Origin of the sequence: Streptomyces sp. LN549 (genome assembly GCF_043203805.1) — a bacterium.
Classification (GTDB): Bacteria; Actinomycetota; Actinomycetes; order Streptomycetales; family Streptomycetaceae; genus Streptomyces.
On sequence record NZ_JAZHRI010000002.1, the window covers coordinates 6,878,558 to 6,893,349 of the forward strand.

General features: G+C 68.9%; 12 protein-coding genes and 1 pseudogene. 8 read left to right on the forward strand and 5 right to left on the reverse strand.

The genetic code is table 11. The features are described from left to right. Window positions 1-19 precede the first annotated feature (19 nt). A complete protein-coding gene (locus SH922_RS30835; protein WP_393061578.1) occupies window positions 20-805 on the reverse strand; it encodes an electron transfer flavoprotein subunit beta/FixA family protein in 786 nt (261 codons plus the stop codon). 109 nt (window positions 806-914) lie between these two features. Here SH922_RS30835 and SH922_RS30840 point away from each other — a divergent pair, with 109 nt between their 5' ends. Both SH922_RS30840 and SH922_RS30845 read left to right on the forward strand, forming a co-directional pair. Continuing rightward, window positions 915-1,637 carry a TetR family transcriptional regulator gene (locus SH922_RS30840; RefSeq protein WP_393061580.1) on the forward strand — a complete coding sequence of 241 codons (723 nt, stop codon included), beginning with the start codon at window positions 915-917 and terminating at the stop codon, window positions 1,635-1,637. A gap of 125 nt (window positions 1,638-1,762) precedes the next feature. Next, a complete protein-coding gene (locus tag SH922_RS30845; RefSeq protein WP_393061582.1) occupies window positions 1,763-2,164 on the forward strand; it encodes a zinc ribbon domain-containing protein in 402 nt (133 codons plus the stop codon). Between the two features lie 27 nt (window positions 2,165-2,191). Here SH922_RS30845 and SH922_RS30850 read toward each other — a convergent pair whose 3' ends face one another. After that, entirely contained in the window at window positions 2,192-2,566 is a 375-nt protein-coding gene (locus SH922_RS30850; RefSeq protein ID WP_393061584.1) for a response regulator transcription factor, read from the reverse strand. 557 nt (window positions 2,567-3,123) lie between these two features. Here SH922_RS30850 and SH922_RS30855 point away from each other — a divergent pair. Beyond that, complete coding sequence (locus SH922_RS30855) at window positions 3,124-5,859, forward strand: cellulose binding domain-containing protein (RefSeq protein ID WP_393061586.1); 2,736 nt, start codon at window positions 3,124-3,126, stop codon at window positions 5,857-5,859. A gap of 153 nt (window positions 5,860-6,012) precedes the next feature. Beyond that, on the forward strand, window positions 6,013-6,591 hold the full coding sequence (locus SH922_RS30860) for a hypothetical protein (protein WP_393061588.1): 579 nt from the start codon (window positions 6,013-6,015) through the stop codon (window positions 6,589-6,591). Here the strand turns inward: SH922_RS30860 and SH922_RS30865 are convergent. Then, window positions 6,573-7,484 carry an acyl-CoA thioester hydrolase/BAAT C-terminal domain-containing protein gene (locus SH922_RS30865; RefSeq protein WP_393061589.1) on the reverse strand — a complete coding sequence of 304 codons (912 nt, stop codon included), beginning with the start codon at window positions 7,482-7,484 and terminating at the stop codon, window positions 6,573-6,575. The genes SH922_RS30860 and SH922_RS30865 overlap by 19 nt on opposite strands. A gap of 17 nt (window positions 7,485-7,501) precedes the next feature. Next, on the reverse strand, window positions 7,502-8,386 hold the full coding sequence (locus SH922_RS30870; protein ID WP_393061590.1) for an SIS domain-containing protein: 885 nt from the start codon (window positions 8,384-8,386) through the stop codon (window positions 7,502-7,504). Between the two features lie 184 nt (window positions 8,387-8,570). Between SH922_RS30870 and SH922_RS30875 the strand changes: the two genes are divergently transcribed. Beyond that, window positions 8,571-9,371 (forward strand): DeoR/GlpR family DNA-binding transcription regulator, encoded by an 801-nt coding sequence (locus SH922_RS30875; protein ID WP_393061591.1) that lies wholly within the window; start codon window positions 8,571-8,573, stop codon window positions 9,369-9,371. Between the two features lie 120 nt (window positions 9,372-9,491). On the opposite strand, the gene SH922_RS30880 is transcribed toward SH922_RS30875, so the two are convergent. Continuing rightward, window positions 9,492-10,733 carry a DUF3472 domain-containing protein gene (locus SH922_RS30880; RefSeq protein WP_393061593.1) on the reverse strand — a complete coding sequence of 414 codons (1,242 nt, stop codon included), beginning with the start codon at window positions 10,731-10,733 and terminating at the stop codon, window positions 9,492-9,494. 426 nt (window positions 10,734-11,159) lie between these two features. Here SH922_RS30880 and SH922_RS30885 point away from each other — a divergent pair. From SH922_RS30885 to SH922_RS30895, 3 genes and pseudogenes are all read left to right on the forward strand, one after another. Continuing rightward, a pseudogene (locus SH922_RS30885) lies at window positions 11,160-12,136 on the forward strand (ABC transporter permease). After that, entirely contained in the window at window positions 12,133-13,092 is a 960-nt protein-coding gene (locus SH922_RS30890; protein WP_393061595.1) for a carbohydrate ABC transporter permease, read from the forward strand. Before SH922_RS30885 ends, SH922_RS30890 begins: the two are co-directional and overlap by 4 nt. A 51-nt stretch (window positions 13,093-13,143) precedes the next feature. Continuing rightward, the gene (locus tag SH922_RS30895; RefSeq protein WP_393061597.1) at window positions 13,144-14,784 is read left to right on the forward strand and encodes a hypothetical protein; all 1,641 of its coding nucleotides are present in this window, start codon (window positions 13,144-13,146) and stop codon (window positions 14,782-14,784) included. Window positions 14,785-14,792: the final 8 nt, after the last annotated feature.

Consider the following 14,792-nt stretch of genomic DNA (forward strand, 5'->3'; position numbering starts at 1 on the left):
AGGAATGCGCGAGCGGGGCTCAGATGAACTTCTGGCCGGCCAGGAACTCGGCCAGCTGCTTACCGCCCTCGCCCTCGTCCTTGACGATCGTGCCCGCCGTACGCGCCGGACGCTGCGCCGCCGAGTCGACCGCGGTCCACGCACCGGCCAGGCCGACCTCGTCCGCGTCGATCCCCAGGTCGTCCAGATCCAGCGACTGAACCGGCTTCTTCTTCGCCGCCATGATCCCCTTGAACGACGGGTAACGGGCCTCGCCCGACTGGTCGGTCACCGACACCACCGCCGGCAACGACGCCTCCAGCAGCTCGGACGCCGTGTCGCCGTCCCGACGGCCGCGCACGACCCCGCCCTCGACCGACACCTCCGACAACAGCGTCACCTGCGGCACACCCAGCCGCTCCGCGAGCAGCGCCGGAACCACACCCATCGTGCCGTCCGTCGACGCCATCCCCGAGATCACCAGGTCATAACCCGTCGCCTCGACCGCCTTCGCCAGCACCAGCGACGTCCCCATCGCGTCCGTGCCGTGCAGATCGTCGTCCTCGACGTGAACAGCCTTGTCCGCACCCATCGACAACGCCTTGCGCAACGCGTCCTTGGCATCCTCCGGACCCACCGTCAACACGGTGACCTCCGCATCGTCCGCCGCGTCCGCGATCTGCAACGCCTGCTCGACCGCGTACTCATCCAGCTCCGACAGCAGACCGTCGACATCCTCACGATCCAACGTCAGGTCATCGGCGAAATGCCGGTCACCGGTCGCGTCGGGCACGTACTTCACACAGACAACGATCCTCAAGCTCACGCCGGCTCTCCTGTACTTCGTGATGTCTCTGCAGCGATCCTATGGTACCCAGTACCCTTCGTAAAGGTACGCAGTGCCGGATATGCCGTTCCGGTGCTACGTTTCCGGCATGACCGATGACCGCGGACCGGCCAAGAAGCCCCCCATGCGTGACGTGCTCGCCGAGGCGGCCTTCGCGCTCTTCATGGAGCGCGGGTTCGAGCGGACCACGGTGGACGACATCGTCGCCAGTGCGGGGGTGGGGCGGCGGTCCTTCTTCCGCTACTTCCCCTCGAAGGAGGATGCGGTCTTCCCCGATCACGAGCGGTGCCTCGCGGACATGACCGCGTTCCTGGAGGCCGCCGGGGAGGGTGATCCGGTGGAGGCGGTGTGCGAGGCGGCCAGGCTGGTGCTGCGGATGTACGCCGAGAAGCCGGAGTTCTCCGTGCAGCGCTACCGGCTCACCCGGGAAGTGCCCGGCCTGCGTACCTATGAACTCTCCGTCGTGCGCCGCTACGAGCGGACCATGGCCGGCTATCTGGAGCGGCGGTGGGCCGGTGCCCCTGATGCGGCCCTGCGTGCCGAGGTGATCGCCGCGTCGGTGGTCGCGGCGCACAACAACGGGCTGCGGTCCTGGCTGCGTTCGGGGGGTCGGGGCGATGCCGGCGCCGAGGTCGACCGGGCGCTCGAACTCGTCCGTGCCGTATGGGGAGCGGCGGCCGAACGCCCGCACGCGCCCGCCACCGAGGACGACGTGATCGTGATGATCGCACCGAAGGGCGCCCCGATGTGGCGCGTCGTGCAGCGCATCGAATCGGCAATCGGCGAGGAACGAGGCACCACTGAGAGGTAGTTCACTCCATGGTTCACCTCTCTCCGGCACTCAGTACCTTTACTTCATGGAACTAAGTGCCATACGGTGCCGATGTGCCGTCGCCGGAGGTGCGGCGCACCGAGTCGAGCGCGGGAGGCCGAGACGTGTCCATCACCGGAATCGACGTGGAACCCACTGCTCGCGAAGTAGCGGGGCCCCACAGCACGGAAGGTCTGGTGTACCAGGTGTGCCGGTGGTGCGGCACCGCCTCCTTCCGCAAACTCCTGTGCCCCGTCTGCGCGTCGAGCGATCTGGAAGCGGAGCACAGCGACGGCCACGGTGTCGTCGTAAGGTCCAGCGTCGTGAACCGCTACTCGCGGGTCATGCGTAACGAGTCCCTGGTCCGGTTCCCCGAAGGCTTCGTGTACCGGTGCCGCATCGTGGGCGCGGCTCCGCACCTGGTGAACGCCGGAGACCGGGTTCGGCCCGTCGGTGGCATGACCTCCGAGGCGGGCGAGGTGGTACTCGAACTGTGCGACCCGCCCCGGGGTGCCGACTGGTACTGACGCCCGCCACCTCCCGGGGCGCCGCGCTCAAGCCTCCAGACAGCGCAGCACGGCGAGGATCCGCCGGTTGTAGCCGGTGGTGTGCGCCAGCCCCAGCTTGTCGAAGACCGTGTTCAGGTACTTCTGGGCGGCGTAGGCGCGCTCCACGTACTGGGACAGGACGAGCACACCGACGTCCGGCCAATGCCTGCGGATCTCCACCGCTGCGCGCAGGCCCTCGTCCTTGTGCGTGGGCGGCATCCGAATGCCGGTGACGACGATGTCCGGCGACTGCGCACCCACCTCCGACAACAGCGCCTCGGCGTCACCCGCCGAGGCGATCACCTCGTGGCCCTCCTCGGTGAGCAGCCGGACCAGTCCTTCCCTCAGCAGGGTCGAGTTCTCGGCGAGAATCACACGCACGGCAGCTCTGCGGTCACGGCGGTGGGGCCCCGGCGGGGCTGTGGACGTCCGGCATGCCGTCGAGGGCGGCGACCCGGCCGCGCAACCCGGCAGGGCGCCACGACTCCCCGGCCACGCCAGGAACCACCGGCCTGCGGCGGTATGCGGCCAGCCGTCGCGCGCGGTGCGGGATGGCGTACGTCCGTACTGCGGTTTCCCGCAGGTCCGGGGCCTCAGGTGGGTGGCGGCCCTTCCGGGCGGGGCCGGAGACGGCCTCGGGCGGCGGCCCTCCGTGGCGCTCCCCGTTGTCGTTCGGGCGCCAACTGCGCGGTTGATCAGTCGATTTGGCGCCGGCGGGGCCGGACCGGCCGTCACCGCTCCGGCGTTACGGGCGAATTACGTGACGCTGCCGCAATGGTGACGGTGAGTCGGGTCCAAGTCATCCGATGAACCCTGCGTACCACCCTTCTCGTGGCGGGTTCGCGCCGCTACCATCGGGACGCGAATGGGAGCGCTCCCACATCCGCACTCGCCCCGTACCGCCACTGTCGGCGGTCTCGTTCGGAGAGGACGTTTCCGTGCGCTCAAGCGCCAGACCCCTTGCCGCCCTCCTGGCAGCACTCACTCTCACCGCCGGCCTGTTCGCCACCGGCGCCCCGGCATCGGCGCGAGCCAACGATGCCGTACCGGCCGTCGAAGCATCCGATGTGTCCCTGGCCGCGGACACGTACGACTGGAAGAACGTCCGCATCGACGGTGGTGGTTTCGTCCCCGGCATCGTCTTCAACCGGTCGGAGAAGAACCTCGCCTACGCCCGCACCGACATCGGCGGCGCCTACCGCTGGGACCAGGCGGGCAAGCAGTGGACACCGCTGCTGGACTGGGTGGACTGGGACCACTGGGGCTGGTCCGGTGTGGTGAGCCTCGCCTCCGACTCGGCCGACCCGGACAACGTGTACGCCGCCGTGGGCACGTACACCAACAGCTGGGACCCGACGAACGGCGCGGTCCTGCGCTCCTCGGACCGGGGCGCCAGCTGGAAGGCGAGCACCCTCCCCTTCAAACTGGGCGGCAACATGCCGGGCCGCGGCATGGGCGAGCGCTTGGCAGTCGACCCGAACAAGAACTCCGTGCTGTACCTGGGCGCGCCCAGTGGCAAGGGCCTGTGGCGGTCCACCGACTCGGGGGCGACCTGGTCCCAGGTGACGGCCTTCCCGAACCCGGGCAACTACTCCGCGGACCCGACCGACACCAGCGGATACGGCAACGACAACCAGGGCATCGTCTGGGTGACCTTCGACGAGCGCAGCGGCAGCGCGGGCAGCGCGACGAAGGACATCTACGTCGGAGTCGCCGACAAGGAGAACACCGTCTACCGCTCCACCGACGGGGGCGTCACCTGGTCGCGGATCGCCGGACAGCCGACGGGATACCTGGCCCACAAGGGGGTGCTCGACTCGGCGAACGGCTATCTGTATCTGACGCTGAGCGACACCGGCGGCCCGTACGACGGCGGCAAGGGCCGGATCTGGCGCTACACCACCGCGACCGGTGAGTGGAAGGACGTCAGCCCGGTAGCCGAGGCGGACACCTACTACGGCTTCAGCGGACTGTCCGTGGACCGGCAGCAGCCCGGCACCCTGATGGCGACCGCGTACAGCTCCTGGTGGCCGGACACCCAGATCTTCCGCTCCACGGACAGCGGGGCGACCTGGACGCAGGCCTGGGACTACAGCAGCTACCCGAACCGCACCAACCGCTTCACCCAGGACGTCTCCTCCGTGCCCTGGCTGACCTGGGGTGCCAATCCGACGCCGCCGGAGACCTCGCCCAAGCTGGGCTGGATGACGGAGGCGCTGGAGATCGACCCGTTCGACTCGAACCGGATGATGTATGGCACCGGTGCCACGATCTACGGCACGGAGAACCTCAAGAACTGGGACTCCGGCAGCCAGTTCAAGATCACTCCGATGGTGAAGGGCCTTGAGGAGACGGCCGTCAACGACCTGGCGAGCCCGCCGTCCGGTGCCCCGCTGCTCAGCGCGCTCGGCGACATCGGGGGCTTCCGGCACACCGATCTCGACGCCGTGCCGGGCATGATGTTCACCTCGCCCAACCTCACCTCGACCACCGGTCTCGACTTCGCGGAGAGCAGCCCGAACACGGTGGTACGGGTCGGGAGCGCCGACGCCGCCCCGCACATCGGCTTCTCCACGGACAACGGGTCCAACTGGTTCCAGGGTTCCGAGCCCTCCGGGGTCACCGGCGGCGGCACGGTGGCGGCCGCTGCTGACGCCAGTGGGTTCGTGTGGAGCCCGGAGGGTGTGGGCGTGCAGCACACCACCGGGTACGGGAGTTCGTGGTCGGCGTCCACCGGGATCCCGGCCGGGGCGGCCGTCGAGTCCGACCGGAAGAACCCCAAGAAGTTCTACGGGTACAAGGCCGGCACCTTCTACGTCTCGAGTGACGGCGGCGCCACCTTCACCGCGAAGGCGTCCAGCGGTCTGCCCGCCGAGGGCAACGTCCGCTTCAAGGCCGTGCCGGGCGCCGAGGGCGATGTGTGGCTCGCGGGCGGCAGCGCGACCGGGGCCTACGGGCTGTGGCACTCCACCGACTCGGGCGCGACGTTCACCAAGCTGTCCGGGGTCGAGCAGGCGGACTCGGTCGGCTTCGGCAAGGCGGCCGCGGGAGCCTCGTACCAGACGCTCTTCGTCACCGCGAAGATCGGCGGCGTGCGCGGTGTCTTCCGTTCCACGGACGCGGGTACGTCCTGGACCCGGATCAACGACGACGCGCATCAGTGGGGCTGGATCGGTGCTTCCATCACCGGTGATCCGCGGATCTACGGGCGGGTGTACGTCTCGACCAACGGGCGCGGAATCATGTACGGCGACTCCTCGGACGGTGACGGGGGCGGCACGGACCCTGGTACGGACCCCGGGACCGATCCGGGCACGGACCCCGGCACCGACCCGGGGAACCCGCCAGGGGACGCTGCCTGTTCGGTGACGTACAAGGTCACCAACCAGTGGTCCGGCGGCTTCCAGGCCGATGTGACGCTCACCAACACCGGGACCGCGGCTCTGGACGGCTGGCAGCTCGGCTGGACGTTCGCTGACGGGCAGAAGGTCTCCCAGATGTGGAACGCGACGCCCACCCAGGACGGGGCGAAGGTGAAGGCCGCCAGCATCTCCTGGAACGGCAAGGTGGCGCCGGGGGCCTCGGTGGGCTTCGGCTTCACGGGCACCCTGACGGGGGGTAACACCGCACCGGCCGCGTTCGCCCTGGGCGACGAGGCCTGCACCACCGGCTGAGCAACGGGCCGAGGGGGAACGGGGGACGGGGGGAGGGGCGGGCCGAGCGGGTGGGCCCGCCCCGTTCCGTGTCCCCGGGTCCCCGGGTCCCGGGATGGCGGTGCACGGCGGCCTCACTGGCCCCGTACAGGTTAGTCGGCCATACTGCCCGCCGTGGAGCAGCGCATAGATTCGAACACTCAGCCCGCGTACGCCGCAGGGACAGACCCGGCGTACATCCCTGGTCTCACGGCCCCCCGAACCGCCGCGAAGGCGGACGAGGACCCGGAGCAGACCGAGGAGCCCGCACCCGAGGGCGCCGCGCCCGACGATGCCGTCGTGGAGGCCGCATCCGAGGACGCGGCGCCCGACGGCGAGCCCGCCGCCGGAACGGCGCCGGACGACGAGGAGGACGAGAACGAGAACGAGGACGGGGCGGTTGAGGGCCCGTCGTCCGAGGACGGGGCCGCCGACGGGCCGTCGTTCGAAGTGAGCGACCGACGTGGTTCGATCTCCGCGGACCGGGAGGGTATCCGGTTCACGCTGGACGACCAGGCGGCCGACTTCCACTGGGACGAGATCGGCGCCGTCGAGCTGAAGCCGGCCCGGTTCGGCCGCCGGTTCACGATCACGGTCCACATGTCGACCCAGCGCTGGTTCAACGCCGAGGTCGAGGCGCCCGCCAGGAGCGACCTCAAGGAGTGGACGGAGGGCTTCGACGCGGTCCTGGACGCCTACTTCGAGGAGTCCTGAGGCTGCGGGGCTCCGTGGCCCGTGCCGATCAGCACATCGAGCAGGTGCGGCCAGGCGTCCGCCCCGAGCGCGGCGTCGGCGGCGGGTGAACCTCCGTACCGGAAGCGGTCGGACGGGGCCGCGGGGCCCTCGCCCGGCAGCCGGGGGCGGTGTCCCGCGTCGGCACGGGTGACCAGACGTACGGGGAGACCGGCCGCCCTGCGACGGGCGGCCAGCTCCCCGGCGAACCGCAGGGAGGGCCACATCAGGTCGTCGCCGCCCGCGACCAGCATGAGCTCGGTGCCGGGCCCGGCCGGCGGGATCGACGCGGCCGGGACACGGCCGGCCGAGGTCCGCAGGCTCTGTTCGTACCAGTCGAGCACCGAGACGGGCTCGCCGTCCGGCTCCACGGGTGTCCAGGCCTCGTCGTAGGGGACGAACGGCAGCGGCTTGCCCCGCCAGGTCCAGGACGACCGGTGCGGTCGCGTCCTGCGGTCGCGGCCCGGTCCCACATTGGCCCAGGTCAGCGAGGTGGGTGAGAGCGCCACGACGGCGTCGACGCCGTCGTGGAGACCGGCAAGGTGCAGGGCGGCCTCGGCGCCCTTCGAGGTGCCCAGGACACCGATGCGCCGCGCACCCTCCGCGCGCAGCCACTCGATCGCGGACACGAAGGTCTCCAGCGGGACTTCGCAGATCCCCGGGGGCTGTCCCGCGCCGCCGAACCACTGGATCGACAGCGCGGTCATGCCCTGCCGGGCCAGCAGCCGGCACCGCGCGTCCTCGATCCGTCCGCTGGACCCGGCGAGGACGAGTACGCCGACACCGCTGCCGTGCTCGGGGGCGGCGAGAAAGCCCGTCCAGGCGTCCGCACCGCCGCCCGGTCCGGCCTGCACCGTGCGTTCCGCGATGTCCATGTCCCGCAGTATCCGGGTCAGGCGTCCGCCAGGACCACCGATCGGGTCAGATGGCGCGGGCTGTCCGGGTCCAGACCGCGGGCGGCGGCGCGGGCGATGGCCAGGCGCTGGACGCGGACCAGTTCGGCCAGCGGGTCCAGGCCGCTCTCCACCCAGCGGGCGCCGGTGGCGAGAACCTGCTCACGCAGTCCCTCGGGAGCGGCACCGAACGTCCAGGTCGCGGTGCCGGCGGTGGCGATGCTGATGGGACCGTGGCGGTACTCCATCGAGGCGTACGCCTCCGTCCAGGACAGCGAGGCCTCCTTCATCTTCAGTGCAGCCTCGTTGGCGAGGCCGGCCGTCCAGCCGCGGCCGATGAAGGTGAACTGGGTGCAGTCCAGCAGCCCTTCGGGCAGCGGCTCGGCCAGTGCGGCCTCCGCGTCGCGGACCACGGCGTCGGTGTGCAGACCGAGGTGGGCGCGGAGCAGGGTGAGCAGGGTGGTGGCGAACCGGGTCTGTACCACGGACTGTTCGTCCGCGAAGTCGAGAACGACGACGGCGTCGGCCGACGTCATCACCGGCGTGTTCGGATCGGCGGTGATGGCCACGGTGGGGGTGGTCCCGCGCAGCCGGCCGAGCAGTTCGAGCACCTCGGTCGTGGTGCCCGAGCGGGTGAGGGCGACGACACGGTCGTAGCGGCGACGGGCGGGGAACTCGGAGGCGGCGAAGGCGTCGGACTCACCCTGTCCGGACTCCTCGCGGAGCGAGGCGTATGCCTGAGCCATGTAGAACGAGGTGCCGCAACCGACCACGGCGATGCGCTCGCCGGGGGCGGGCAGTGCGGCCGCGTGACTCTCTGCCAGGTTCGCGGCACGGCGCCAGCAGTCCGGCTGACTGGCGGTCTCGATCTCGACGAATGACATTCTGCACTCCGTACTGGTGATGGGATGCTCGTTTACGCACGTTATACGGGAGGTGCAAGCATTATCAAGCATGAATCTTGCAGAAGGCTTGACTCGGCGGAGCCTTGTGCGACGCTTGCGCGTGTCCGGTGACCGTATCCAAGGGGATGGGTACTCACAGCCCGGACCTGTAAGGAGAGTTCTCTTGTCCAGGGATGCCAGGTGGAACGCACTGCTGGAACTCGTCGGTAAGCACGGCCGGGTGGACGTCGAGGATGCCGCCAGGACGCTTGACGTCTCGGCCGCGACCATCCGCCGGGACCTGGACCAGCTTGCCGAGCAGCAGCTGCTCACCCGCACGCGCGGCGGCGCCGTCGCGCACGGGGTCAGCTATGAGCTGGCGCTGCGCTACAAGACGGGCCGCAACGCTCCGGAGAAGCAGGCCATCGGCCGCGCCGTCGCCGAACTGGTCGCGGTGGGCGAAGTGGTGGGGCTGACCGGGGGCACCACCATCACGGAGGTGGCCCGGTCGCTCGCCGTGCGCTCGGACCTGGTGGGGGACGGCGTGACAGGGGTGGGCGGTCAGCCGACCCTTACGGTGGTCACCAATGCCCTCAACATCGCGAACGAGCTGGTGATCCGGCCGCAGATCAAGATCGTGGTGACCGGCGGTGTGGCCAGGCCGCAGTCGTACGAGCTGACGGGCCCGCTGGCCAGTGGCGTACTCGGCGAGATAACGCTGGACGTCGCCGTGCTGGGCGTCAACGCCATCGACACCGAACGCGGCGCTTACGTCCACCACGAGGGCGAGGCCAGCATCAATCGGCTGCTCGCCCAGCAGGCTCAGCGGGTGGTGGTGGCGGCCGACTCCTCGAAGATCGGCAAGCGTGCGTTCGCCCGTGTCTGCGACCTCGGGGTGGTCGACTTCCTGGTCACGGACAAGGGGATCACGCCTGAGGCGACTGCCCGTTTCGCGGAGGCGGGCGTCACCGTCATCACCGTCTGACCCGAGCTGCTCGGACCCACGAACGCCGCTCGGACCCGAGCGCCGGTGCCTGAACCCGTGAAGTGTCCGCGAAGGGCGGGCCGCCACAGCCGTGGCGGCCCGCCCTTCGGGCTTCGGGTGTCAGCCGCGCGGCGCGGTCCACCTCTGGTCGGCCTTGCCGGTGCAGTCGCGCAGTTCGACGCGGTGACCGGTCCTCTCATGCCCGCCCGGGGCGTACAGGCACTGGCCGGTCGCGTCGTTCACGACCGAACCGTGGCTCCCGTACGTCCAGGTCGTCAGCGGGCCCGGCGTACCCGCACAGGTGGTGATGGTGACCGGGACCTTCTTGGCGTGCCCGGTCTCCGCCGGTGCGGCGGTCAGGCAGAAGTTGTTCACCAGGCGCAGCGTCCGGTCCGCGCCGTGCACCCAGCCCTGGTCGGTGCGCCGGTGGCAGGTCTCCACGACCGCGGGACGGTTCTCGGCGGCGGCCAGATCCGTGTCCTCCGCCCATTCGAGCTGGGCGAAGTCCACGCCCTGCACGTCCAGGCAGTTGCCCGCCCGGTTGGTCACGGCTTCCCGGGGGGAGTTGCCGATGCCGAGCACCTGCTCGCCGCCGGCGGGGCTGATGGTGCTGGTGACATTGGCACAGTCACCGTTGTTCTCGGGCCGGGTGGCGGTGGCCGTGACCTGGGTGTTGTCCAGGGTCGTGGCCGTGGGGAGGCCGAACGTGGCCGCGCTGTAGGGCTGCTGCACGCAGGTGGAGCGGGTCATGCTCCACTCGTAGTACTCGACCCAGTCGACCATGCCGGCCGTCTTGACCCCGGTCGCCGGGGTCAGGATGCTGCCCAGCTTGAACGACTTGTGGGCGGTGGTGTCCTCGACGGTGGCGCCGAACCAGCCCCCGCCCTCCGAGGCCACGGTGAACGAGTACGTGTGGCCGGCCTTCCACGGCACGTTCATCCGGCAGCTGTAGCCGGTGCCCTCGCCGCCGAAGTCCTGGCACCAGCTGCCCTCGGTGCCGGTTCTGGCCTGGTTCACGTCCCACACGGAGAAGAGGAACAGCTGGTCCTCGCCCCCGTTGTCCTGCATGCCGATGTAGCCGCCGTTCCCCTGGTTGAAGCCGAACTGGTGCGACCAGAAGGTGTGCGAGGTGAAGCCGGGGTCGGCTGTGACCGTGGTGCTCCACGTCACGGACGACAGGTCCGGGGTCCCGGCGGGAAAGGTGTAGTGCGTGTACGTGCCGGGGGTGTCCCCCCAGCCGTCCTCGTTGGCGACTGCCGTGCCCGCCGTGGATATGCCTAGCCCGGCTGCCAGTGCCAGTGCCGCTACGGCGCTGCCGGCGATGCGGCCGAGTCGGCCGAGGGTGGTCATACGAGAGCTCATACGGGCTTACCCGCCTCTGATCGAGAATGTCGGTAGATGTGCTCGACGGTGCAAGATCGAGCATGCGGACGCATCCTGGACCTGTCGTGAACCTGCTGGCAAGGGGTTCCGTGATCTCGGTGAAGTACTCCGGCGCCTCATAGGCGAACGACCCTGGCTCACTTCGGGCCGCCAATGGGACAATTCGGGCCTTCCTCGTGGCTTTTCGTTGTCTATAGATGTTCGTTACCTCTGTGAAATGAACAACTCTTGCCATCGAGGTGCGCCGTCGTGAACTATGTGGCCTGTCGCCGCGAAGGAGCGGTGGCCGCACCCTCTCGGGGGCTGCGCGCCGCCTCCATGCATGCGGGACGTTCTCTTGCTCCATCAGCTCTGGAGGTGCCTGTGACGATGGCAAATGTGCCGGTCACAGCGGTGCGGTCGCCCGTGCCGCAGCCCCGCGACCCCGACGACGCGGACCGCCCCGCCAAGAGGAAGGGCAGGAAGAACCGAATACGGCAGCCGCTCCGATACCGCCTGAAACGGGACAGGTCACTCCTGCTCCTCTGCCTGCCGGGCGTGCTCTACTTCGCGCTCTTCTTCTACCTGCCGCTCGCGGGCAACGTCATCGCCTTCCAGGACTACCAGCCGTTCCTGGGCTTCAAGCAGAGTCCGTTCGTCGGCCTCGCGAACTTCACCGCCCTGCTCGCCGAACCCGAGTTCTGGAGCGCGGTCTCCAACACGCTTCAGATCACGGCGATCCAGCTGCTCCTGTACTTCCCCGCACCGATCGCCCTGGCGCTCCTGCTCAACTCGCTCATCAGCGAGAAGATCAAGCGGTTCATCCAGACCGTCGTGTACCTCCCGCACTTCCTGTCCTGGGTCGTCGTCGTGTCGCCATGTTCAAGCAGGTGCTCGGCGGGGCCGGTTCGGTCACCACCCTGCTGATGGAACACGGGGTCAGCATCGGCAACGTGATGACGGACCCCGGCACCTTCAAGCTGCTGATCACCGCCCAGGCCATCTGGAAGGACTGTGGCTGGGGCACGATCATCTTCCTGGCGGCCATCGCCTCGATCGACATGGGCCAGTACGAGTCCGCCGCGATGGACGGCGCAGGCTGGCTCCGCAGGATCTGGCACGTCACTCTGCCGGGCATCCGGCCGGTGATCCTGATGCTGCTGATCCTGCGGCTCGGCGACATTCTGTCCGTCGGCTTCGAGCAGATCATCCTGCAGCGCGACGCCGTCGGTCCGGACGCCTCCGAAGTCATGGACACCTACGTCTACTTCCATGGCGTCGTCGACGGCGACTGGGGCATGAGCACCGCCGCCGGTCTGATGAAGGGCGTCATCGGATTCGCCCTCATCCTCGCCGCCAACAAGCTGGCCCACCGCTTCGGCGAGCAGGGAGTGTACCGATGAGTCAGCAGTCCGTCGCGACCCGGCTGCGCCACGCGCGGTTCGGCCCAGGGGGCGGCACGCGCCCCCGCGCCTCCCACGGCAGGCCGCCGTGGATGGAGCGGCCCCACTGGTACGGACAGGGTGCGAAGGCGGCGGCTCTGGTCGTCCTCACCGTGATCGTGCTCTACCCGTTCGTCCTTGCCATCGGTACCAGCCTGGCCGGCCGCGAGGAGCTGAACGCCAACGGCGGTTACGTACTGCTGCCGCACCACCCGACGCTGGAGGCGTACCGCGTCATCCTCTCCGGTGGGGTCGTCACGCAGGCCGCGCTGGTCTCCATCTTCATCACGCTGATCGGTACCGCGCTCAGCCTGGCGTGCACGGTGATGATCGCGTACGGAACCTCGCGTCCCGGCACGGTTCTCGGCAAGCCGATCCTGCTGCTGGTGCTGGGCACGTTCCTCTTCGCCCCCGGCATCATCCCGACGTACCTGGCCGTCCAGCAGTTCAAGATGCTGGACACGTACGCCTCGCTGATCCTTCCGGTGCTGCTCAACGCGTTCAACATCGTGGTCGTCCGCTCCTTCTTCCAGAGCATTCCCGAGGAGCTGTACGACGCGGCGCGGATCGACGGTGCCGGTGAGGTCACGGTCCTCTTCCGGATCGTCCTCCCGCTGTCCAAGGCGGTCCTCGCGGTGGTCGGCCTGTTCTACGCGGTCGGGTACTGGAACAGCTTCTTCAACGCGGTGCTCTACCTCAACGACTCCAGCAAGTTCCCCATCCAGGTGATCCTGCGCAGCTACGTGCTGAACGGCCAGAGCATCAACGCCTCGGCCATGGGCGTCCATGCGGTGCCGCCCGCGACCTCCCTGCAGATGGCTGTGCTGATCATCGCCATCGTGCCCATCTTCTGCGTCTATCCCTTCCTGCAGAAGTTCTTCGTCAAGGGCGTCCTCACCGGGGCGATCAAGGGCTGATCCGCCCCCCCGACATCGCCCCCACGCACCCCACACACTTCAAGGAGTCCCATGTCCACCAACATGTCCCGGCGCGGTTTCATGGGCGCCGCGGGAATCGCCGGTCTGACCGTGGCCGGTCTGTCGACCCTGAGCGCCTGCGGCAGCGGTGCCACGGTGAGCAAGGGTGGTGCCAAGGCGTCGGCCAAGCTCAAGCTGCCGACGTACGTGGCCGCTCAGACCGCCCCCGCGGACCTGGCGGGCAATGCCGCGGGTCTGGATGCCACGTATCTGCGCTACCCCAAGGCCCTCACCAAGTCGGTGGCCAAGGCGCCCGGTGACGGCAGCCGCATCACGGCCCTCACCGAGACCTTCACTACCCCCGCCCCGCCGCAGGCCAAGAACGCCTACTGGCAGGAGCTGAACAAGCGCCTCGGGTCGCAGTTCGACATGACGATCGTCGTGGACCAGGGCGTTGACGCGTACCTCACCAAGTTCAACGCCATGATGGCCGGCGGCGATATACCCGACCTGGTCTGGTTCCCGCCGAACCAGGGCATCCAGCGCGTGCCCGAGCTGCTGGACGCCAAGTTCCACGACCTCACCCCGTACCTCTCGGGCGACGCGGTGAAGGCCTACCCGAACCTGGCGAACCTGCCGACCACCGCCTGGAAGACCGCCGTGGTCAACGGCAAGATCCGCGGTGTCACCGTGGCGTACGGCTCCATGGGCCAGGTCTACGTCGTCAACCAGGACTTCTGGAAGCCGGTCGGCGGCGCCGAGTTCAGCAGCGCCGAGGACTTCCTCGCCAAGGGCAAGGAGCTCCTGGACGCCAAGCGCAACAAGTACGTACTGGAGCCGGCGTACGTGAACCACATCGGCATGTTCGGCCAGTGGTTCGGCGCGCCCAGTGGCTGGCGGCTGGAGGACGGCAAGCTGACCCACATGTACGAGACGGAGGAGTACCAGGAGGCCGTGGCGTTCGCCGTCAAGGTGGCCAAGGCCGGTCTCTTCTGGCCGGACCCCAACCTCAGCACCACGATGGAGAAGATGGCGCAGGGCTCTCTCGGTGCCTACGTGCAGTCCTTCCCCAGCTTCCTGGTGGACGTCAAGACGTACGACTTCCCGTTCGGCGTCATCGTGCCGTTCGCGGCCAAGGCCGGTGCCACGCCGAAGTACAACATGGGCTACGGCTCCGTCGGCTATACCGCGATCAGCAAGAAGGCCGACGCCGAGCGCGTGAAGATGCTCCTGGGTGTCATGGACTACCTGGCCGCCCCCTTCGGTACCGAGGAGCGGCTCTTCCTCGACAACGGCATCGAGGGCAAGCACTTCACCCGTACATCGAAGGGCGACGTCAAGCTCACGGCCAAGGGGAACTCCGAGGCGGTGACCACGGCCATGCCGCTGGCCTTCCTCGCCGCTGGTCCCGAGTACATCTACCTGCCGGGCAAGTCGGAGCTGGCCGGGAACATCCACGGCTGGCAGCAGGAGCTCCTCAAGATCAACCAGACGAACCCGACGAGCGGCCACTTCTCCGACACGTCCACCAGCAAGAGCCCCTCGCTCACCACCGCGATGAGCGACTGCATGCTGGACATCGTCGCGGGCCGCAAGCCGCTCTCCGCGTACAAGGAGCAGCTGCGGAAGTGGCGTTCCGGCGGTGGCGACAAGATGCGTGCCGAGTTCGAGGCCTCGCTCGCCGGTAAGTAGTCTCCGCC